Source organism: Streptococcus oralis subsp. tigurinus, assembly GCF_002093545.1.
GTDB classification, from domain to species: Bacteria; Bacillota; Bacilli; order Lactobacillales; family Streptococcaceae; genus Streptococcus; species Streptococcus oralis_C.
Map to the genome: position 1 here is coordinate 367585 of NZ_LNVF01000001.1, position 18097 is coordinate 385681.

At 41.0% G+C, this 18097-nt stretch carries 21 protein-coding genes; 18 read left to right on the top strand and 3 right to left on the bottom strand.

Annotation, left to right across the window (positions count from 1 at the left end; genetic code table 11):
* Positions 1–42: 42 nt before the first annotated feature.
* The 3 genes from ATE34_RS01820 to ATE34_RS01830 all read left to right on the top strand — a co-directional run bounded on the left by ATE34_RS01820 (position 43) and on the right by ATE34_RS01830 (position 3481).
* The gene (locus ATE34_RS01820; protein WP_084910847.1) at positions 43–1482 is read left to right on the top strand and encodes a 6-phospho-beta-glucosidase; all 1440 of its coding nucleotides are present in this window, start codon (positions 43–45) and stop codon (positions 1480–1482) included.
* A gap of 119 nt (positions 1483–1601) precedes the next feature.
* Entirely contained in the window at positions 1602–2546 is a 945-nt protein-coding gene (gene manA, locus ATE34_RS01825) for a mannose-6-phosphate isomerase, class I (RefSeq protein ID WP_084910849.1), read from the top strand.
* Positions 2547–2740: 194 nt separating this feature from the next.
* Entirely contained in the window at positions 2741–3481 is a 741-nt protein-coding gene (locus ATE34_RS01830) for a MerR family transcriptional regulator (protein ID WP_061597850.1), read from the top strand.
* Positions 3482–3515: 34 nt separating this feature from the next.
* Here the strand turns inward: ATE34_RS01830 and ATE34_RS01835 are convergent, their stop codons facing one another.
* From ATE34_RS01835 to ATE34_RS01845, 3 genes are read right to left on the bottom strand one after another with little or no spacing between them, the layout of a single operon-like run.
* Complete coding sequence (locus ATE34_RS01835; protein WP_061597849.1) at positions 3516–3971, bottom strand: 8-oxo-dGTP diphosphatase; 456 nt, start codon at positions 3969–3971, stop codon at positions 3516–3518.
* A gap of 19 nt (positions 3972–3990) precedes the next feature.
* The gene (locus tag ATE34_RS01840; RefSeq protein WP_061598067.1) at positions 3991–5166 is read right to left on the bottom strand and encodes a BaiN/RdsA family NAD(P)/FAD-dependent oxidoreductase; all 1176 of its coding nucleotides are present in this window, start codon (positions 5164–5166) and stop codon (positions 3991–3993) included.
* Between the two features lie 57 nt (positions 5167–5223).
* The gene (locus ATE34_RS01845; protein WP_061597848.1) at positions 5224–6069 is read right to left on the bottom strand and encodes a DegV family protein; all 846 of its coding nucleotides are present in this window, start codon (positions 6067–6069) and stop codon (positions 5224–5226) included.
* A gap of 124 nt (positions 6070–6193) precedes the next feature.
* Between ATE34_RS01845 and ATE34_RS01850 the strand changes: the two genes are divergently transcribed.
* The 15 genes from ATE34_RS01850 to ftsX all read left to right on the top strand — a co-directional run bounded on the left by ATE34_RS01850 (position 6194) and on the right by ftsX (position 17968).
* Complete coding sequence (locus ATE34_RS01850; protein ID WP_084910851.1) at positions 6194–6751, top strand: TetR/AcrR family transcriptional regulator; 558 nt, start codon at positions 6194–6196, stop codon at positions 6749–6751.
* Between the two features lie 18 nt (positions 6752–6769).
* On the top strand, positions 6770–7237 hold the full coding sequence (locus tag ATE34_RS01855; RefSeq protein ID WP_061597846.1) for a deoxycytidylate deaminase: 468 nt from the start codon (positions 6770–6772) through the stop codon (positions 7235–7237).
* Positions 7238–7325: 88 nt separating this feature from the next.
* Positions 7326–7955 carry a uracil phosphoribosyltransferase gene (gene upp / locus ATE34_RS01860; RefSeq protein ID WP_000515974.1) on the top strand — a complete coding sequence of 210 codons (630 nt, stop codon included), beginning with the start codon at positions 7326–7328 and terminating at the stop codon, positions 7953–7955.
* Positions 7956–7978: 23 nt separating this feature from the next.
* On the top strand, positions 7979–8299 hold the full coding sequence (locus ATE34_RS01865) for a hypothetical protein (RefSeq protein ID WP_049518960.1): 321 nt from the start codon (positions 7979–7981) through the stop codon (positions 8297–8299).
* A 120-nt stretch (positions 8300–8419) separates the two neighbouring features.
* Positions 8420–9010, top strand: coding sequence for an ATP-dependent Clp protease proteolytic subunit ClpP (gene clpP / locus ATE34_RS01870; RefSeq protein WP_061597845.1), 591 nt, complete (start codon positions 8420–8422; stop codon positions 9008–9010).
* Positions 9011–9089: 79 nt separating this feature from the next.
* Positions 9090–9359, top strand: a complete 270-nt coding sequence (locus ATE34_RS01875; protein WP_061597844.1) for a YlbG family protein — start codon at positions 9090–9092, stop codon at positions 9357–9359.
* An 87-nt stretch (positions 9360–9446) separates the two neighbouring features.
* A complete protein-coding gene (locus tag ATE34_RS01880; protein WP_061597843.1) occupies positions 9447–10607 on the top strand; it encodes an ABC transporter substrate-binding protein in 1161 nt (386 codons plus the stop codon).
* 120 nt (positions 10608–10727) lie between these two features.
* Positions 10728–11597 carry a branched-chain amino acid ABC transporter permease gene (locus ATE34_RS01885; RefSeq protein ID WP_084910853.1) on the top strand — a complete coding sequence of 290 codons (870 nt, stop codon included), beginning with the start codon at positions 10728–10730 and terminating at the stop codon, positions 11595–11597.
* Between the two features lie 3 nt (positions 11598–11600).
* Positions 11601–12557: a branched-chain amino acid ABC transporter permease gene (locus tag ATE34_RS01890; protein ID WP_000856262.1), complete on the top strand. Its 957-nt coding sequence runs from the start codon at positions 11601–11603 to the stop codon at positions 12555–12557.
* Positions 12557–13321: an ABC transporter ATP-binding protein gene (locus ATE34_RS01895; protein WP_001186016.1), complete on the top strand. Its 765-nt coding sequence runs from the start codon at positions 12557–12559 to the stop codon at positions 13319–13321. Before ATE34_RS01890 ends, ATE34_RS01895 begins: the two co-directional genes overlap by 1 nt.
* Positions 13321–14031 carry an ABC transporter ATP-binding protein gene (locus ATE34_RS01900; RefSeq protein WP_000062209.1) on the top strand — a complete coding sequence of 237 codons (711 nt, stop codon included), beginning with the start codon at positions 13321–13323 and terminating at the stop codon, positions 14029–14031. The genes ATE34_RS01895 and ATE34_RS01900 overlap by 1 nt, the downstream gene beginning before the upstream one ends.
* A 445-nt stretch (positions 14032–14476) precedes the next feature.
* A complete protein-coding gene (locus tag ATE34_RS01905) occupies positions 14477–15133 on the top strand; it encodes a CBS domain-containing protein (protein ID WP_084910855.1) in 657 nt (218 codons plus the stop codon).
* Positions 15134–15243: 110 nt separating this feature from the next.
* Positions 15244–16339, top strand: a protein-coding gene (prfB, locus tag ATE34_RS01915; RefSeq protein WP_142357476.1) for a peptide chain release factor 2 whose coding sequence is annotated in 2 segments (ribosomal slippage) — positions 15244–15315 and positions 15317–16339 — 1095 coding nt in all. Because the reading frame shifts where the segments join, the coding sequence is not laid out codon by codon here.
* A 17-nt stretch (positions 16340–16356) separates the two neighbouring features.
* The gene (gene ftsE / locus ATE34_RS01920; RefSeq protein WP_000022271.1) at positions 16357–17049 is read left to right on the top strand and encodes a cell division ATP-binding protein FtsE; all 693 of its coding nucleotides are present in this window, start codon (positions 16357–16359) and stop codon (positions 17047–17049) included.
* Positions 17042–17968 carry a permease-like cell division protein FtsX gene (gene ftsX / locus ATE34_RS01925; protein WP_000625557.1) on the top strand — a complete coding sequence of 309 codons (927 nt, stop codon included), beginning with the start codon at positions 17042–17044 and terminating at the stop codon, positions 17966–17968. Before ftsE ends, ftsX begins: the two co-directional genes overlap by 8 nt.
* Positions 17969–18097: the final 129 nt, after the last annotated feature.

Genomic DNA, 18097 nt, shown 5'->3' on the forward strand with positions numbered 1-18097 from the left:
TTTTTAGTATAATAGAAGTAATAAATCAATCGAGGTAAAGTGATGATAGAAATACTACAATTTCCAGAAGGATTTCTCTGGGGTGGTGCAACGGCGGCTAATCAATGTGAGGGTGCTTATAATCAGGACGGTCGTGGTCTTGCTAATGTGGATGTGGTGCCGATTGGTCCAGACCGTGAAGCCATTATCACAGGTCAGAAAAAGATGTTTTCTTTTGAGGAGGGCTATTTTTACCCAGCAAAAGAAGCTATTGATATGTACCATCATTACAAGGAAGATATCGCTCTTTTTGCAGAAATGGGATTTAAAACCTATCGACTTTCCATTGCTTGGACTCGGATTTTTCCTCAAGGTGACGAAGCAGAGCCAAATGAAGCTGGTCTATCCTTTTATGAGAATTTGTTTAAGGAGTGCCACAAGTATGGGATTGAGCCTCTGGTGACCATCACGCATTTCGATTGCCCCATGCACTTAATTAGGGAGTACGGTGGTTGGCGCAATCGTCGCATGTTGGACTTTTACGCAAATCTCTGTCGCACCCTCTTTACCCGTTACAAGGGCTTGGTCAAGTACTGGCTCACCTTCAACGAAATCAATATGATTCTGCATGCCCCCTTTTTAGGAGCTGGGATCTGTTTTGAAGAGGGGGAAAATCAAGAGCAAGTCAAATACCAAGCAGCTCACCATGAGCTGGTAGCCTCGGCTATGGCGACTAAAATTGCCCACGAAATTGACCCAGAAAACAAGGTGGGATGTATGTTGGCAGCAGGGCAATATTATCCTAACACAGCCCATCCGAGAGACTACTGGGCAGCCATGGAAGAAGACCGTAAGAGTTACTTTTTCATTGATGTTCAAGCGCGTGGGGAATACCCAAACTATGCCAAGAAGCAGTGGGAGCGTGAGGGGATAGAAATTGAAATGACGATAGAAGATTTGGACTTGCTAAAGAATCACACTGTTGACTTTGTTTCCTTCTCTTATTATGCGAGCCGAGTGGCTTCGGGCGATCCAGAAGTGACAAACCTGACTGCTGGAAATGTCTTTGCCTCTATCAAAAACCCTTATCTGGAATTCTCAGAATGGGGTTGGCAGATTGACCCACTGGGGCTTCGTATCACTCTTAATGCCATCTGGGATCGTTATCAAAAACCCATGTTCATCGTAGAAAATGGACTCGGCGCTATGGATACGCCAGATGAAAATGGCTATGTAGCGGATGACTATCGGATTGCTTACTTAGAGGCCCACATCAAGGCTATGCGAGATGCTATTTACCAAGATGGCGTTGAATTGCTTGGTTATACGACTTGGGGTTGTATAGATCTGGTTTCAGCTGGAACAGGCGAAATGAACAAGCGCTATGGTTTTATCTATGTGGATCGTGATAATGCAGGTCAAGGAAGTCTCAAACGGAGCAAGAAGAAATCCTTCTACTGGTACAAGGATGTCATTGCCAGCAATGGTGCAAGTATTAAGTAGAGCACATTTATTCACTATTTTTATAAAATCTTCTCCCTACTTTATAAGATGTGAAAAAGAGTTCAATTAGATCTAGCTTTTTGCTATAATGAGGTGAGAAAAACAGACAGGAGAATAAGATGTCAGAACCATTATTTTTACAATCAGTTATGCAAGAAAAAATCTGGGGTGGAACCAAGCTACGTGATGAGTTTGGCTACGATATCCCAAGTGAAAAAATCGGAGAATACTGGGCTATCTCAGCACACCCAAATGGTGTTTCAAAGGTCGCTAATGGGCGCTTTGAGGGTACAGACCTGGCTACATTGTATGCAGAACACCGTGAATTGTTTGGCAACCGTCCAGAGCCTGTGTTTCCGCTATTGACCAAGATTCTCGATGCCAACGATTGGCTCAGTGTCCAAGTTCACCCAGACGATACCTATGGACTAGAGCACGAAGGTGAGCTCGGAAAAACAGAGTGCTGGTACATCATCGCAGCAGACGAAGGTTCAGAGATTATCTATGGCCATAATGCCAAGTCTAAAGAAGAACTTCGCCAGCAAATCGAAGATAAAAACTGGGATACCTTGCTGACAAAAGTTCCAGTTAAAGCAGGAGATTTCTTCTATGTACCAAGTGGTACCATGCACGCTATCGGGGCGGGTATCTTGATTCTTGAAACCCAGCAGTCTAGCGATACCACCTACCGTGTTTATGACTTTGACCGCAAGGACGACAAGGGCAACTTGCGTGAACTTCACCTTGAAAAATCTATCGATGTTTTGAACATTGGTGAGCCTGCCAATAGCCGTCCTGTAACTATCAAAGCTGATGATTTGCGTTCAACTCTTCTTGTGTCCAATGATTTCTTTGCGGTTTATAAGTGGGAAATCACTGGAAAAGTTGATTTTGAAAAGACAGCTGACTACAGCTTGTTGAGTGTCTTGGCTGGTCAGGGTCAACTGACTGTTGACGGGAAAAACTATCCAATCCAAAAAGGTAGTCACTTTATCCTACCAAGTGATGTTGAAGCTTGGACCCTAGAAGGGCAAGGCTTGGAATTGATTGTTAGTCATCCATAAAAAGAAAGGACTTGAGGTTGATTCTCAAGTCTTTTTACTATGAGTGATGCTAGTTGTCATATAGTAAGTCTGATAGCTTTAAAGGCAGATTAGTGCTTAGGCTGGTTATCCTGTCTTGGTTTAAAATTTTTTAAAAAAAACACTTGACTCCGACCTAAGGGAAGGGTTTATACTATCCATGTAAGGAGGAAATCATGTATCATATCAAAGAAGCTGCGCAGCTTTCAGGAGTCTCTGTCAAGACCCTGCACCACTACGATAAAATCGGACTTTTAGTCCCTTTAAAGTCGGAAAACGGCTATCGATCCTATAGTCAGGAAGATTTGGAGCGCCTACAAGTTATTCTCTACTATAAGTATCTTGGTTTTTCTTTGGAGAAAATAGCAGAGCTACTAAAAGAAGAAAAGTCAGACTTGTTACCTCATTTGACTAGACAATTGGACTATCTGACTCGAGAAAGAGAACGATTGGATACCTTGATTTCCACCTTGCAAAAAACCATTCAAGATCAAAAAGGAGAAATAAATATGACCCTTCAGGAAAAATTCACTGGATTCAGCTATCAAGACAATCAAAAATACCACCAAGAAGCGGTAGAGAAATATGGTCAAGAAGTCATGGATCAAGCCCTCGAGCGTCAAGAAGGTCGCGAAGATGAGTCTACGGCTACTTTTAACCAAGTCTTTCAAACTTTGGCACAAAATCTTCAAGCTAGTTTGCCAGTAACAGCAGCCGAAAACCAAGAAGAAGCTGGCAAGCTCTTACAAGCTATCCGAACTTATGGATTTGACTGTTCCTTAGAAGTGTTTGGACATATCGGTCAAGGCTATGTCTATAATCCAGAGTTTAAGGAAAACATTGACAAATTTGGGCCTGGTACAGCCCAATACACAGCAGATGTGATTGCTCACTATGTTGAAAAACAGAGAAAATAAAATAATCGGCAGAGAACTCTCTGCCGATTTTCTGTTACTTCAAATCATAAAGCCAGTCTTCGCCGTCTTTGTAGTAAAAGAATTCACTGAGATCTTCCTCTACAAATACACGAAGCATATCGGACATATCATCGGTTGCCAGTTTTAGACGAGATAGATTTTCAAAATCTTCCCACCATACCTTTCCTTCGTCTGAAGATTGGAGCTCACCAGTAAAGTGTTCGGTCTTGTAAAATAGAACGACGTAACGGTAATCCTCGTCGTCATACCAGTCTTTAATACCACAGAGTTGGGGTTTGGAAATGGTCAGACCAGTTTCTTCTTTCACTTCACGAATGACAGCATCGACAAAGGATTCGCCACGTTCAACATGCCCGCCAGGAAAAGTAATACCAGGCCAGTCGGGACTAACTCGATCTTGAACCAGAACCTTGTCTCCGTTTTGAATCATACACATGTTGACAAATTCGACTGTTTCTCTTCTGTTCATTTTTCACAACCTTTGATCTTTAATCATAATGCAGACTTCCTGCCACCCAGCCAGTACAGAGGGCAGAAGTAATGTTAAAGCCGCCTGTGTGGGCATTGATATCCAGTACCTCGCCAGCAAAGTGGAGGCCAGGAACGAGTTTGCTTTCCAGAGTTTTAGGATTTATTTCTTTGAGACTGACACCGCCTTTGGTGACAAAGGACTTAGCAAGGGACATTTTGCCAGTCACAGGAATTTTGAGGGCTTTGATGGACTGGAGAAGTTGTTCGCGTTCCTTTTCAGTTAGCTGTTTAACTTTGTCAGGATATTCTTGAACAAAAAATTCTGCCAAGCGTTCTGGCAACAAGGTTTTTAAAGCATTTTTCAAGGATTTTTCCCGATTTTTTTCTAGAAATGCAGCCAAGTCTTTCTCAGAAAGTTGAGGCAAAACATCCAGTGAGAGAACTTCCCCACCCTTGACAAAACTAGACATGCGTAGGGCAGCAGGTCCTGACAAACCAAAGTGGGTAAAGAGCAGATCGTGGGTGATGACATGCTTACCATAACTTAAGGTCACATCGTCAAGCGAAATCCCCTGAAGCGCTTTGTGTGGAAAATCAGTCAACAAAGGACTCTCAGCAGCTTCAAGCTCGGTAATGGTATGTTTGAAATGACGGGCGATTTCATGTCCAAAACCAGTCGAACCAGTAGAAGGATAGGATTTACCACCTGTTGTGACAATCAGTTTATCACAAGTGAAGCTTTGGTCTGCGGACTTGAGGATAAACTGGTCGTCTATCTTTTTAACCGAAACAATTTCCGTTTGAGTAGCAACTTGACCACCGAGCTCAGTGATTTTCTTTTCTAGCGTCTCGATAATGGTCCGAGACTTGTCACTAGCAGGAAAGACGCGTCCGTGGTCCTCGACCTTAAGTTTAACACCATTTTCTGCAAAAAAATTGATGATATCGTGGTTATCAAACTGGGAAAATACACTGTATAAAAAGCGCCCGTTACCAGGAATTCCAGACATTAGGTCATCTAAAGTTCCATTGTTGGTCACATTACAACGACCGCCGCCTGTACCAGCCAATTTTTTACCCAGTTTCCGATTTTTTTCGATGAGAAGAGTTTTCTGACCATAAAAGCTACTGGAAATCGTAGCCATCATGCCAGCAGGACCTCCACCGATTACAATAGTATCAAAATGTTTCATAGCTCTATTGTACCACAAAAAACAAGAGATGCTTGGCATCTCTTGTTGCTCATGATCTTAGTTGATTTCATATCCCATCAACAAACCGCCATCTTCTGCATAGAAACTGCAGAGACCAGATGTTGGAATGATTTTGATATTGGCTTGAGGGAAGGTTTCCAGCAAGCGTTCCGACAATTGCTGACAGAATTTTTCATTGCTGCGATGAGCCATGACAATTCGACCACCAGCATAGCCAGCCTTGATGAGCTCTTCATAGGCTGCTTGAAGGGATTTTTTTGGTCCACGCGCTTTCTGGAGCAGTTCTAAGGTTCCAGTTTCACTTGCTTCCCCGACCATACGAATGTTGAGAAGGCCAACGACTGTACCGATCAGCTTACTCAAACGGCCATTTTTTACCAAGTTATCGACCTTAGCAAGGACAAAGAGCAACTTGGTTTTTTCTTGGTAAGCTGTAATAGCTTCAACAATTTCCTCAAAAGAAAGTCCTTGATCAATCAAGTCATTGATTTTTTCTACAATTAGGTCAACTTCCCCACCAGCAGATAAACTATCAATCACATGAATCTGAGTGTCAGGGTGTTCTTCAAGGTAGATATTCTTAGCGAGCTGTGCACTATTATGGCTACCTGAAAGAGTACCAGTGATAGTAACGACAAAGATATGCTTAGCACCTTCAAATGCACGCAAGTAGTCATCAGGGCTAGGACAAGCTGATTTTGAAGCCTCAGAAGTTGCATACATAGTTTGCATCATGTGGTCAATGTCAAGATTGGCATCATCGATAAAGACCTGATCAGCTACTTGAATGGTTAAAGGAACACTAACAAATTCAGTATCAATAGCAGGAGTTGCCAGTTGACGATAATCACAACCCGAGTCAGCTACAATCTTCCAAGTCATAGAAATTCTCCATCTTTGTCACTTATACATTGACAAAGATTCTGTCTTTTTTTACAATTATATCATGAAAGCCCTTGAAACAAAAGTACCACCTCTCTGTTGTCACAAGTAGAAAGAAATTGTTATGTCTGAACGTAGAATGTCTGAAAAATCTCTTGAAAATCTCAGAAAATCAAATCAAGAATCCAATTTTTTAACCAGAGAAGCAATCGAGACGGCTCTTTTGCAACTTCTAGAAAAAAAAGATTTGGCTAAGATCAGCATTTCGGAGCTGGTCAAAAGGGCGGGAGTCTCTCGTGCCGCCTTCTATCGCAACTATGACTCCAAAGAAGAGATTTTGGAAAGCGTTTTTAAACGCAGTGTCCATAACATTATGGAACAGTTGAGCCACTACGATGTCAAAACCGATCTTTATCTGGTCTGGGTACACCTTTTCCGCGCAGCCAAGAAAGAAGCCAGGGTTATCCAACTTGCTCTGGACTACCACTTGGAAAAGATTCTCGTCCAAGCCATGCAGGAATTTCTGGAAAAATACCACGGAAAATCAAAAGGCGTTAGCAGCTACCTTCATGCCTTTTGGAGTTCTGCCATCGTATCGGTTTTGCTCAAATGGATCAAGGATGGCATGAAGGTTCCAGCTGAAAAGATTGCTGATCTACGCTTGCCATTTTTCAAAAAATAAAAGACGAGGAGAAGAATTATGAAAGAAAAAAGACTGGCTTGGGATGAGTACTTTGCAGCCCAGGCCCTATTAATTGCCAATCGTTCTACCTGCAAACGTGCCAAGGTGGGAGCTGTCCTAGTCAAGGATAATAAGGTGATTTCAACAGGCTACAATGGTTCCGTATCAGGAACAGAGCACTGTATCGATCACGAATGTTTAGTCATTGAAGGTCACTGTGTCCGTACCCTTCACGCTGAGGTCAATGCTATTCTCCAGGGGGCTGAACGAGGGGTTCCTAGAGGATTTACAGCCTATGTGACCCATTTCCCTTGTCTCAACTGCACCAAACAACTGCTTCAAGTTGGTTGCAAGCGCGTGGTTTATATCAACCAGTACCGAATGGATGACTATGCCCAGTACCTCTATCAAGAAAAAGGGACCGAGTTGACCCATTTACCATTAGAGACTGTTCAGACAGCTCTTCAAGAGGCAGATTTGATTTAAAAATTAATAAAAATAAATGGTTTAGAAAGCTTTTTAAACCGTTTTTTGATATAATAAGAAGAATAAATTGAAAGAAGGAACTCAGAAAATGGGAAAAATTGAAGTCATTAATCATCCACTCATTCAACACAAATTGTCAATCTTGCGACGTACAGATACTTCTACAAAAGCTTTTCGTGAGCTAGTAGATGAGATTGCAATGTTGATGGGATATGAAGTACTTCGTGATCTTCCACTTGAAGACGTGGAAATCGAAACACCTATCACAAAGACCGTTCAAAAACAATTGGCTGGTAAAAAATTGGCGATTGTCCCAATCTTGCGTGCAGGTATCGGGATGGTAGATGGGCTCTTGAGCTTGGTTCCAGCAGCAAAAGTTGGCCATATCGGTATGTACCGTGATGAAGAAACACTTCAACCAGTTGAGTATTTGGTGAAATTGCCTGAAGATATTGACCAACGTCAAATCTTTGTCGTCGATCCAATGTTGGCAACGGGTGGTTCAGCAATCTTGGCAGTAGATTCACTTAAAAAACGAGGCGCTTCAAATATCAAGTTTGTCTGCCTAGTATCTGCTCCAGAAGGAGTGAAAGCCCTCCAAGAAGCACACCCGGATGTAGAAATCTTTACAGCAGCCTTGGATGAACGCTTGAACGAACACGGTTATATCGTTCCAGGTCTTGGAGATGCTGGAGACCGCTTGTTCGGTACGAAATAACCTAGAGAAGAGAGAAATTTAATATGGGATTTGATTGGGAAGAAATTTTAGGTGAGGAAGAAAATATTGCCGAAGCCTATGATGAACTAGTAAATAAAGCTATGGAAGATAATGATGACCTGTATGTATCTGGTGATTGGAATGGGGAGAATGTTCGTTTTAAACGTAAATGGTGTAATCATGAATTTTCTGAACAAGAAATAAATGATTTATTAAGTGGTAAAGAGATTCGTTTTCGATGTACTGTGACTAAAAATGAGCAGGATGTTATTGGGAAATTAGAGCATTTAGAATACAAGGGAACTAAGTACGTAGGTTTTTCTCCTTCTAATTGGAAAAAGTGATTTTTGATACTAAATTTAATGTTTGTTATAAATTAAATTTGACCTTTTTTGACCAAAAAGATATAATAGTTCTGTATTGAGTCGTAAGACTAAGAAAATTCAACATAAAAGGAGAAATGAATGATTCCTGTAGTTATTGAACAAACAAGCCGTGGAGAACGTTCCTATGACATATACTCTCGTCTTCTGAAAGATCGCATCATCATGCTAACAGGTCCGGTTGAAGATAACATGGCTAACTCCGTTATCGCCCAGTTGCTCTTCTTGGATGCCCAAGACAGCACAAAGGATATTTACCTTTATGTCAACACACCTGGAGGCTCTGTTTCAGCTGGTTTGGCAATCGTTGATACCATGAACTTTATCAAGGCAGATGTCCAAACAATCGTTATGGGGATGGCTGCATCCATGGGGACTGTCATTGCATCAAGTGGCGCAAAAGGCAAACGTTTCATGCTTCCAAATGCAGAGTACATGATTCACCAACCAATGGGTGGCACAGGTGGTGGTACCCAACAAACAGATATGGCAATTGCTGCAGAACACTTGCTCAAAACTCGTAAGACTTTGGAGCAAATTCTTGCAGATAACTCTGGTAAAACAGTTGAGCAAATTCATGCAGATGCAGAACGTGATTACTGGATGAGTGCCCAAGAAACGCTCGAATATGGCTTCATTGATGAAATCATGGCTAACAATTCTTTGAGCTAAGCAACCTAGAAAGCAAACTCGACGGAGTTTGCTTTTTTTGATATAATTAGGAGAAGATTTCTTAGAAAGAGGATTCACCATGTTTGAAAAGGTCAATCGTTCAGGATTAATCATCTATCTTTACTATAATCGAGATGCAAAAAAACTTCAGGAATACGGTGATATCTGTTACCATTCCAAAAAACATCGTTACTTGCAGCTCTATGTTCCAACTGAGGAGCTAGATGACTTAGTTGAGAGATTAGGTAAGGAAAGATATATCAAGAAAATTAGACGGTGTCACATTCAAGAGTTAGAAACTCCTTTTGTTGGCAATCTCTATCGAAATGAAGAAAACGTTATCATTTAAAAAAGTGAATAAAAAGGTTGACAATTTTCTGATAATTCGGTATATTCTTAACATACTATTTTTGAAACAACTATAAGGAGATTAAAAATGAAGAAAAAATTTGCCCTATCTTTTGTGGCTCTTGCTAGCGTAGCTCTTCTCGCTGCCTGTGGAGAGGTCAAGTCAGGAGCGTCAAATACAACTGGTAACCCAGTAGACGAAAAGACTATCAAAATCGGTTTTAACTTTGAAGAAACAGGTGCTGTAGCTGCCTATGGTACTTCTGAACAAAAAGGGGCCCAACTTGCCGTTGATGAAATCAATGCAGCAGGTGGTATCGATGGAAAACAAATCGAAGTTGTAGACAAAGACAACAAGTCAGAAACTGCCGAAGCAGCTTCTGTTACAACGAACCTTGTAACCCAATCAAAAGTGGCAGCTATTGTAGGACCTGCGACATCTGGTGCAACTGCTGCAGCTGTAGCTAACGCTACCAAAGCAGGAGTGCCATTGATCTCACCAAGTGCTACTCAAGATGGATTGACTAAAGGTCAAGATTACCTATTTATCGGAACATTCCAAGATAGCTTCCAAGGGAAGATTATTTCAAACTATGTGACAAACAAATTGAATGCTAAGAAGGTTGTTCTTTATACTGACAATGCTAGTGACTATGCTAAAGGTATTGCTAAATCTTTCCGTGAAACCTACAAGGGTGAGATTGTAGCAGATGAAACGTTTGTAGCAGGTGATACAGACTTCCAAGCAGCCCTTACTAAAATGAAAGGGAAAGAGTTTGACGCTATCGTTGTCCCAGGCTACTACACAGAAGCAGGTAAAATCGTAAATCAAGCCCGTGGTATGGGAATTGATAAACCAATCGTTGGTGGTGATGGATTTAACGGTGAAGAATTTGTTCAACAAGCAACAGCTGAAAAAGCATCAAACATTTACTTCATCTCAGGATTCTCAACTACAGTTGATGTTTCTGAAAAAGCTAAAGCCTTCCTTGAAGCATACCGTGCTAAATACAATGAAGAGCCTTCAACCTTCTCAGCCTTGGCCTATGACTCAGTTTACCTAGTAGCAAATGCTGCAAAAGGTGCTAAAAACTCAGGTGAAATCAAGGACAACCTTGCTAAAACCAAAGATTTTGATGGTGTAACTGGTCAAACAAGCTTTGATGCTGACCACAATACAGTGAAAACTGCTTACATGATGACTATGAACAATGGTAAAGTAGAAGCAGCAGAAGTTGTAAAACCATAACATTAGAATAGTAGTTGAAATAGGGAATGAGCCTTTGACTCACTCCCTGTTTCGGTGTTTATGAACTTGTGAAAATGATGAAAATTTTCTAAAAAATAACGATAGAAAAGAGTGAATGCTATGCTCCAACAACTTGTGAATGGTTTAATTCTGGGTAGTGTTTATGCACTTTTGGCCTTGGGTTATACCATGGTTTATGGAATTATCAAACTCATCAACTTCGCCCACGGTGATATCTATATGATAGGTGCCTTTATTGGTTACTTTTTGATTAATTCCTTCCAAATGGATTTCTTTTTAGCTTTGATTATTTCAATGGCAGGAACCGCACTACTTGGTGTTGTGATTGAATTTCTTACCTACCGTCCTTTGCGACACTCTACACGCATTGCTGTATTGATTACTGCCATCGGAGTGTCTTTCCTACTGGAATACGGAATGGTTTATCTAGTAGGTGCCAATACTCGTGCCTTCCCTCAAGCAATTGAAACAGTCCGCTTTGACTTGGGGCCAATTAGCTTGACAAATGTTCAATTGATGATTTTAGCAGTTTCTGTACTATTGATGGTTTTATTACAATTGATTGTCCAAAAAACAAAAATGGGGAAAGCCATGCGTGCGGTATCAGTTGATAGTGACGCAGCTCAATTGATGGGAATTAATGTAAATCGTACAATCAGCTTTACCTTTGCTTTGGGTTCAGCCCTTGCCGGTGCGGCAGGTGTCCTCATTGCCCTTTACTACAACTCTCTTGAACCTTTGATGGGCGTGACTCCAGGTCTAAAATCATTCGTTGCGGCCGTACTTGGTGGTATCGGGATTATTCCTGGTGCAGCTCTAGGGGGATTTGTAATTGGTTTGTTGGAAACATTTGCTACTGCCTTCGGTATGTCTGATTTCCGTGATGCTATCGTATATGGAATCTTGCTTTTGATTCTGATTATTCGTCCTGCAGGTATCCTTGGTAAGAATGTGAAAGAGAAGGTGTAAACAATGAAGACAAATCTTAAAGTAAATATTCTCTGGTTATTCCTTCTGTTAGCGGGTTATGGATTGATTAGTGTACTGGTTTCTGCTGGTGTTCTCAATCTATTCCATGTTCAAATTTTAGAACAAATTGGGATTAATATCATCCTTGCAGTAGGTCTGAACTTAATCGTTGGTTTTTCAGGACAATTCTCACTCGGTCATGCAGGTTTTATGGCGATTGGGGCTTATGCAGCAGCGATTATTGGTTCAAAATCACCAACCTATGGTGCCTTCTTTGGAGCAATGGTCTTGGGTGCCTTGATTTCTGGTGCAGTTGCTTTGCTTGTTGGGATTCCAACTCTACGCTTGAAGGGTGACTATCTGGCTGTTGCAACACTAGGTGTTTCAGAAATCATCCGTATCTTTATCATTAATGGTGGCAGTTTGACCAATGGTGCCGCTGGTATCTTGGGTATTCCAAACTTTACCAACTGGCAAATGGTTTATCTATTTGTGGTGATCACAACTATTGCAACTCTCAACTTCCTACGTAGTCCAATCGGACGCTCTACTCTATCTGTTCGTGAGGATGAGATTGCTGCAGAATCCGTTGGGGTAAACACTACAAAGATCAAGATTATCGCTTTTGTCTTTGGGGCCATTACAGCAAGTATTGCTGGTTCACTTCAGGCTGGTTTTATCGGATCTGTTGTGCCAAAAGATTACACCTTTATTAATTCCATCAATGTGTTGATTATCGTTGTATTTGGTGGACTTGGATCGATTACTGGTACCATCGTTTCAGCGATTGTTTTAGGAATTTTAAATATGCTCCTTCAAGATGTTGCTAGCGTACGTATGATTATCTACGCCTTGGCTCTTGTATTGGTCATGATTTTCAGACCAGGTGGACTTCTTGGGACATGGGAATTGAGTCTATCACGTTTCTTTAAAAAATCTAAGAAGGAGGGACAAAACTAATGGCACTACTTGAAGTTAAACAGTTAACCAAACATTTTGGCGGTCTAACAGCTGTTGGAGATGTCACTCTTGAATTGAACGAGGGAGAATTGGTTGGTCTGATTGGACCAAACGGGGCAGGTAAAACAACCCTTTTCAATCTCTTGACCGGTGTTTATGAACCAAGCGAAGGTACTGTGACACTAGATGGTCACCTCCTAAATGGGAAAACTCCCTATAAGATTGCTTCACTTGGTCTCAGTCGTACCTTCCAAAATATTCGTTTGTTCAAAGACTTGACAGTTTTGGAAAATGTTTTGATTGCGTTTAGCAATCATCATAAACAGCATGTCCTAGCTAGTTTCTTACGCTTACCTGCTTTCTATAAGAATGAGGAAGAATTAAAAAGCAAAGCTTTAGACTTGCTGAAGATTTTTGATTTGGATGGTGACGCAGATACTCTTGCCAAGAATCTGGCCTATGGCCAACAACGTCGATTAGAAATCGTTCGTGCTCTGGCAACTGAACCTAAGATCCTCTTTTTGGATGAACCTGCAGCTGGGATGAATCCTCAAGAAACAGCTGAATTGACAGAATTGATCCGTCGTATCAAAGATGAATTTAAAATTACCATCATGCTCATCGAACACGACATGAATTTAGTTATGGAAGTCACTGAGCGTATCTATGTTCTTGAATATGGTCGTTTGATTGCTCAGGGAACTCCTGACGAAATTAAGACGAATAAACGTGTTATCGAAGCTTATCTAGGAGGTGAAGCCTAATGTCTATGTTAAAAGTTGAAAACCTCTCTGTGCATTACGGTATGATCCAAGCAGTTCGTGATGTAAGTTTCGAGGTTAATGAAGGTGAAGTTGTTTCCTTGATTGGTGCCAATGGTGCTGGTAAAACAACCATTCTTCGTACCCTTTCAGGTTTAGTTCGTCCAAGTGCTGGTAAAATTCAGTTTTTAGGAAAAGAAATTCAAAAGTTGCCAGCTCAAAAAATTGTTGCAGGTGGCCTTTCACAAGTTCCTGAGGGACGCCATGTTTTTCCAGGTTTGACTGTTATGGAAAACTTGGAAATGGGAGCCTTTTTAAAGAAAAATCGTGAAGAAAATCAAGCCAACTTGAAAAAAGTCTTTTCACGTTTCCCTCGTCTGGAAGAACGCAAAAACCAAGATGCGGCAACTCTTTCAGGCGGTGAACAGCAGATGCTGGCTATGGGACGCGCTCTCATGTCTACACCTAAGCTCCTCCTCTTGGATGAGCCGTCAATGGGACTTGCCCCTATCTTTATACAAGAAATTTTTGATATCATTCAAGATATTCAGAAGCAAGGAACAACAGTTCTTCTAATTGAACAGAACGCTAACAAGGCCCTCGCTATCTCTGACCGTGGTTATGTCCTTGAAACAGGAAAGATTGTCCTATCAGGAACAGGAAAAGAACTCGCCTCATCAGAAGAAGTCAGAAAAGCATATCTAGGTGGCTAAAAAGGTCCGGGGGACCTTTTTAGTCGGCAGATAAGGATTGCGTAAGCAATTCTCCTCTAGTCTGGGAGACTAGTTTAGGTTGCAGATGGAGATTACGAAGTAATCATCATTATAGTCCAGTGGATTGTTTTAGTCGGCAGATAAGGATTGCGCAAGCAATTCCCTTATAGTCCGGGGGACCTTTTTAGTCGGCAGATAGAGATTGCGTAGCAATCATCAGAACCAGTAGATTGTTTTAGTCGGCGGATAAAGATTGCGTAGCAATTTCCTAAGTGATGAAATAAAACCGAATGAGGATTATTAAAGCCTCATTCACAGAGCTCGAAATCAGACCTCTTTTTTGTAAGAGGTTAGCTTTTTTAGAATCTTTAAAAGATCTGAAAGCGTTTGATAGATTTTCTAAGAAAGTGTATAATAAAAGTAGCAATATAGAAGGAGAAGTCCCATGGCAGTTAAAGATTTCATGACCCGTAAGGTAGTTTATATCAGTCCAGATACGACTGTAGCACACGCAGCAGATTTGATGCGCGAGCAAGGTTTGCACCGTTTACCTGTTATCGAAAACGATCAATTAGTCGGATTGGTAACAGAAGGAACCATTGCGGAAGCCAGCCCATCTAAAGCAACCAGTCTTTCTATCTATGAGATGAATTATCTTCTGAATAAAACCAAAGTAAAAGATGTAATGATTCGAGATGTCGTGACTGTTTCTGGCTATGCAAGTCTAGAAGATGCGACCTACCTGATGCTGAAAAATAAAATTGGGATATTACCAGTCGTAGACAATCATCAGGTCTACGGCGTAATTACAGATCGCGATGTTTTTCAGGCTTTCTTGGAAATCGCCGGGTACGGAGAAGAGGGTATTCGTGTTCGTTTCATTACAGAAAATAAAGTCGGAGTACTGGGGAAAATTGTAGCTCTAATTGTAGAAGAGAATTTAAATATTTCCCATACTGTTAACATTCCACGTAAGGATGGCAAGGTCGTCATCGAAGTTCAAATTGATGGAAAAATCGATTTGACTTCATTAAAGGATAAGTTTGAAAAAGAAGGAATTCAAGTGGAGGAGATTACTCATACCTCTGCTAAAGTCCTTTAAACAAGAGGCTTTATAGCCTCTTTTCTTCTGCCATCAAAAGCGGTGAAAAGCAAAATATGGAAAGAAATGAGAGATTATGGTATAATAAAACGATATGAAAAGGAGTATCTATGGACATTTCAGAAATTCGTCAAAAAATTGACGCAAATCGTGAAAAATTAGCTTCTTTTAGGGGGTCTCTTTGACCTCGAAGGCTTAGAGGAAGAGATTGCCATCTTGGAAAACAAGATGACAGAACCTGATTTTTGGAACGATAATATCGCGGCCCAAAAAACGTCGCAAGAATTAAATGAATTAAAACACACCTACAACACCTTCCGTAAAATGGAAGAGTTGCAGGATGAAGTTGAGATTTTGTTGGACTTTTTAGCAGAAGACGAGTCAGTCCATGATGAACTGGTCGAACAGTTGACAGAACTGGATAAGATGATGACCAACTACGAGATGACTCTTCTCTTGTCAGAACCTTATGACCATAATAATGCCATCTTGGAAATTCATCCAGGATCTGGTGGTACTGAGGCTCAGGACTGGGGCGATATGTTGCTCAGGATGTACACTCGTTATGGAAATGCCAAAGGCTTTAAAGTAGAAGTCTTGGATTACCAGGCTGGTGATGAAGCGGGTATCAAATCTGTGACCTTGTCTTTTGAAGGTCCCAATGCATACGGCCTACTTAAATCAGAAATGGGTGTTCACCGTTTGGTCCGTATTTCACCATTTGACTCTGCCAAACGTCGCCATACTTCATTTACATCCGTAGAGGTTATGCCTGAGCTGGATGATACTATCGAAGTGGAAATTCGTGAAGATGATATCAAAATGGATACCTTCCGTTCAGGTGGTGCTGGTGGACAAAACGTCAATAAAGTTTCAACAGGTGTGCGTTTGACACACATTCCTACGGGAACTGTCGTCCAATCAACGGTCGATCGTACCCAGTATGGAAATAGAGATCGTGCCATGAAGATGTTGCAGGCTAAACTCTATCAGATGGAGCAAGAAAAGAAAGCTGCGGAAGTTGATTCCCTCAAAGGTGAGAAAAAAGAAATTACATGGGGAAGTCAGATTCGTTCTTATGTCTTCACACCTTATACTATGGTAAAAGATCACCGTACAAGCTTTGAAGTTTCCCAAGTAGATAAGGTTATGGATGGAGACCTTGATGGTTTCATCGATGCCTACCTCAAGTGGCGAATTAGCTAAGAAAGAAAGGAACTCATATGTCAATCATTGAAATGAGAGATGTTGTCAAAAAGTATGACAATGGAACGACTGCCCTGCGTGGTGTCTCTGTTACCATTGAACCAGGAGAGTTTGCCTATATCGTAGGACCTTCTGGGGCAGGTAAGTCAACCTTTATTCGAGCTTTATACCGAGAAGTAAAGATCGAAAAAGGAAGCCTATCAGTTGCAGGCTTTAATCTAGTTAAAATCAAGAAGAAAGATATCCCGCTTCTACGTCGTAGTGTCGGGGTTGTCTTTCAAGATTACAAACTCTTGCCTAAGAAAACGGTTTATGAGAATATTGCCTACGCAATGGAAGTTATCGGAGAGAATCGCCGTAACATCAAAAAACGTGTTATGGAAGTATTGGACCTAGTAGGTTTAAAACACAAGGTTCGTTCTTTCCCGAATGAACTCTCAGGTGGAGAACAGCAACGGATTGCGATTGCCCGTGCGATTGTAAACAATCCTAAAGTATTGATTGCTGATGAACCAACAGGAAACTTGGACCCAGATAATTCGTGGGAAATTATGAATCTGTTGGAACGCATCAATCTTCAAGGTACAACTGTTTTGATGGCGACCCACAACAGCCAAATCGTAAATACCTTGCGCCACCGTGTCATTGCCATTGAAAATGGCCGTGTCGTTCGTGACGAAGCTAAAGGAGAATATGGATACGATGATTAGTAGATTTTTTCGCCATTTATTTGAATCATTAAAAAGTTTAAAACGAAATGGCTGGATGACAGTAGCAGCAGTGAGTTCGGTTATGATTACCTTAACACTCGTTGCCTTGTTTGCATCTGTAATTTTTAATACAGCAAAACTGGCTACCGATATTGAAAACAACGTTCGTGTTATGGTCTACATTCGTAAGGATGTAGCAGATAACAGTGAAACGATTGAAAAAGAAGGTCAGACAGTTACCAATAATGACTACCACAAGGTCTATGATGCTTTGAAGGCGATGCCTGCTGTAAAAAGTGTTACCTTCTCAAGTAAAGAAGAACAATACGAGAAACTGACGGAAACCATGGGTGACGATTGGAAGGTCTTTGAAGGGGATGCAAATCCTCTCTATGATGCCTATATCGTCGATACAAATTCTCCAAGTGATGTTAAAACAGTAGCTGAAGAAGCGAAGAAAATTGAGGGAGTATCAGAAGTTCAAGATGGTGGAGCCAACACTCAACGACTTTTCGAACTGGCTTCCTTTATCCGTGTTTGGGGATTGGTTATTGCAGGACTCTTGATTTTTATCGCAGTCTTCCTCATTTCCAATACCATCCGTATTACCATTATTTCACGTAGTCGTGAGATTCAGATCATGCGTCTTGTTGGAGCGAGAAATGGTTATATCCGTGGCCCATTCTTGCTAGAAGGTGCTTTTATTGGCTTGCTTGGCGCAGCGATTCCCTCAGTTCTTGTATTCTTTGTTTACAATATCGTTTATCAATCGGTCAATAAATCCTTGGTAGGTCAAAACTTATCAATGATTACGCCAGATGTGTTTGTCCCTTTGATGACAGTTCTACTATTTGTAATCGGAATTTTCATTGGTTCAATTGGTTCAGGAATTTCGATGCGTCGATTCTTGAAAATCTAATTGGATATAAATGCAAATTGCAGAACAAATCAGAAAAATGATACATTTTTAAAAGAGAAGTTTTCGTAAACTTCTCTTTTTTCTTCTAAAAATTAAAAAAAGTAGACAATTTTTTTATAAAAGCCTTTA

Excerpts from the sequence above, each read along its gene's own strand:
- ATE34_RS01900 (WP_000062209.1), top strand. The coding sequence starts at position 13,321 with ATGTCTATGTTAAAAGTTGAAAACCTCTCTGTGCATTACGGTATGATC.
- upp (WP_000515974.1), top strand. The coding sequence starts at position 7,326 with ATGGGAAAAATTGAAGTCATTAATCATCCACTCATTCAACACAAATTG.
- ATE34_RS01830 (WP_061597850.1), top strand. The coding sequence starts at position 2,741 with ATGTATCATATCAAAGAAGCTGCGCAGCTTTCAGGAGTCTCTGTCAAG.
- ATE34_RS01840 (WP_061598067.1), bottom strand. The coding sequence starts at position 5,166 with ATGAAACATTTTGATACTATTGTAATCGGTGGAGGTCCTGCTGGCATG.
- ATE34_RS01875 (WP_061597844.1), top strand. The coding sequence starts at position 9,090 with ATGTTTGAAAAGGTCAATCGTTCAGGATTAATCATCTATCTTTACTAT.
- ATE34_RS01855 (WP_061597846.1), top strand. The coding sequence starts at position 6,770 with ATGAAAGAAAAAAGACTGGCTTGGGATGAGTACTTTGCAGCCCAGGCC.
- manA (WP_084910849.1), top strand. The coding sequence starts at position 1,602 with ATGTCAGAACCATTATTTTTACAATCAGTTATGCAAGAAAAAATCTGG.
- ATE34_RS01845 (WP_061597848.1), bottom strand. The coding sequence starts at position 6,069 with ATGACTTGGAAGATTGTAGCTGACTCGGGTTGTGATTATCGTCAACTG.
- ATE34_RS01890 (WP_000856262.1), top strand. The coding sequence starts at position 11,601 with ATGAAGACAAATCTTAAAGTAAATATTCTCTGGTTATTCCTTCTGTTA.
- ATE34_RS01880 (WP_061597843.1), top strand. The coding sequence starts at position 9,447 with ATGAAGAAAAAATTTGCCCTATCTTTTGTGGCTCTTGCTAGCGTAGCT.
- clpP (WP_061597845.1), top strand. The coding sequence starts at position 8,420 with ATGATTCCTGTAGTTATTGAACAAACAAGCCGTGGAGAACGTTCCTAT.
- ATE34_RS01865 (WP_049518960.1), top strand. The coding sequence starts at position 7,979 with ATGGGATTTGATTGGGAAGAAATTTTAGGTGAGGAAGAAAATATTGCC.
- ftsE (WP_000022271.1), top strand. The coding sequence starts at position 16,357 with ATGTCAATCATTGAAATGAGAGATGTTGTCAAAAAGTATGACAATGGA.
- ftsX (WP_000625557.1), top strand. The coding sequence starts at position 17,042 with ATGATTAGTAGATTTTTTCGCCATTTATTTGAATCATTAAAAAGTTTA.
- ATE34_RS01905 (WP_084910855.1), top strand. The coding sequence starts at position 14,477 with ATGGCAGTTAAAGATTTCATGACCCGTAAGGTAGTTTATATCAGTCCA.
- ATE34_RS01895 (WP_001186016.1), top strand. The coding sequence starts at position 12,557 with ATGGCACTACTTGAAGTTAAACAGTTAACCAAACATTTTGGCGGTCTA.
- ATE34_RS01850 (WP_084910851.1), top strand. The coding sequence starts at position 6,194 with ATGTCTGAACGTAGAATGTCTGAAAAATCTCTTGAAAATCTCAGAAAA.
- ATE34_RS01885 (WP_084910853.1), top strand. The coding sequence starts at position 10,728 with ATGCTCCAACAACTTGTGAATGGTTTAATTCTGGGTAGTGTTTATGCA.
- ATE34_RS01835 (WP_061597849.1), bottom strand. The coding sequence starts at position 3,971 with ATGAACAGAAGAGAAACAGTCGAATTTGTCAACATGTGTATGATTCAA.
- ATE34_RS01820 (WP_084910847.1), top strand. The coding sequence starts at position 43 with ATGATAGAAATACTACAATTTCCAGAAGGATTTCTCTGGGGTGGTGCA.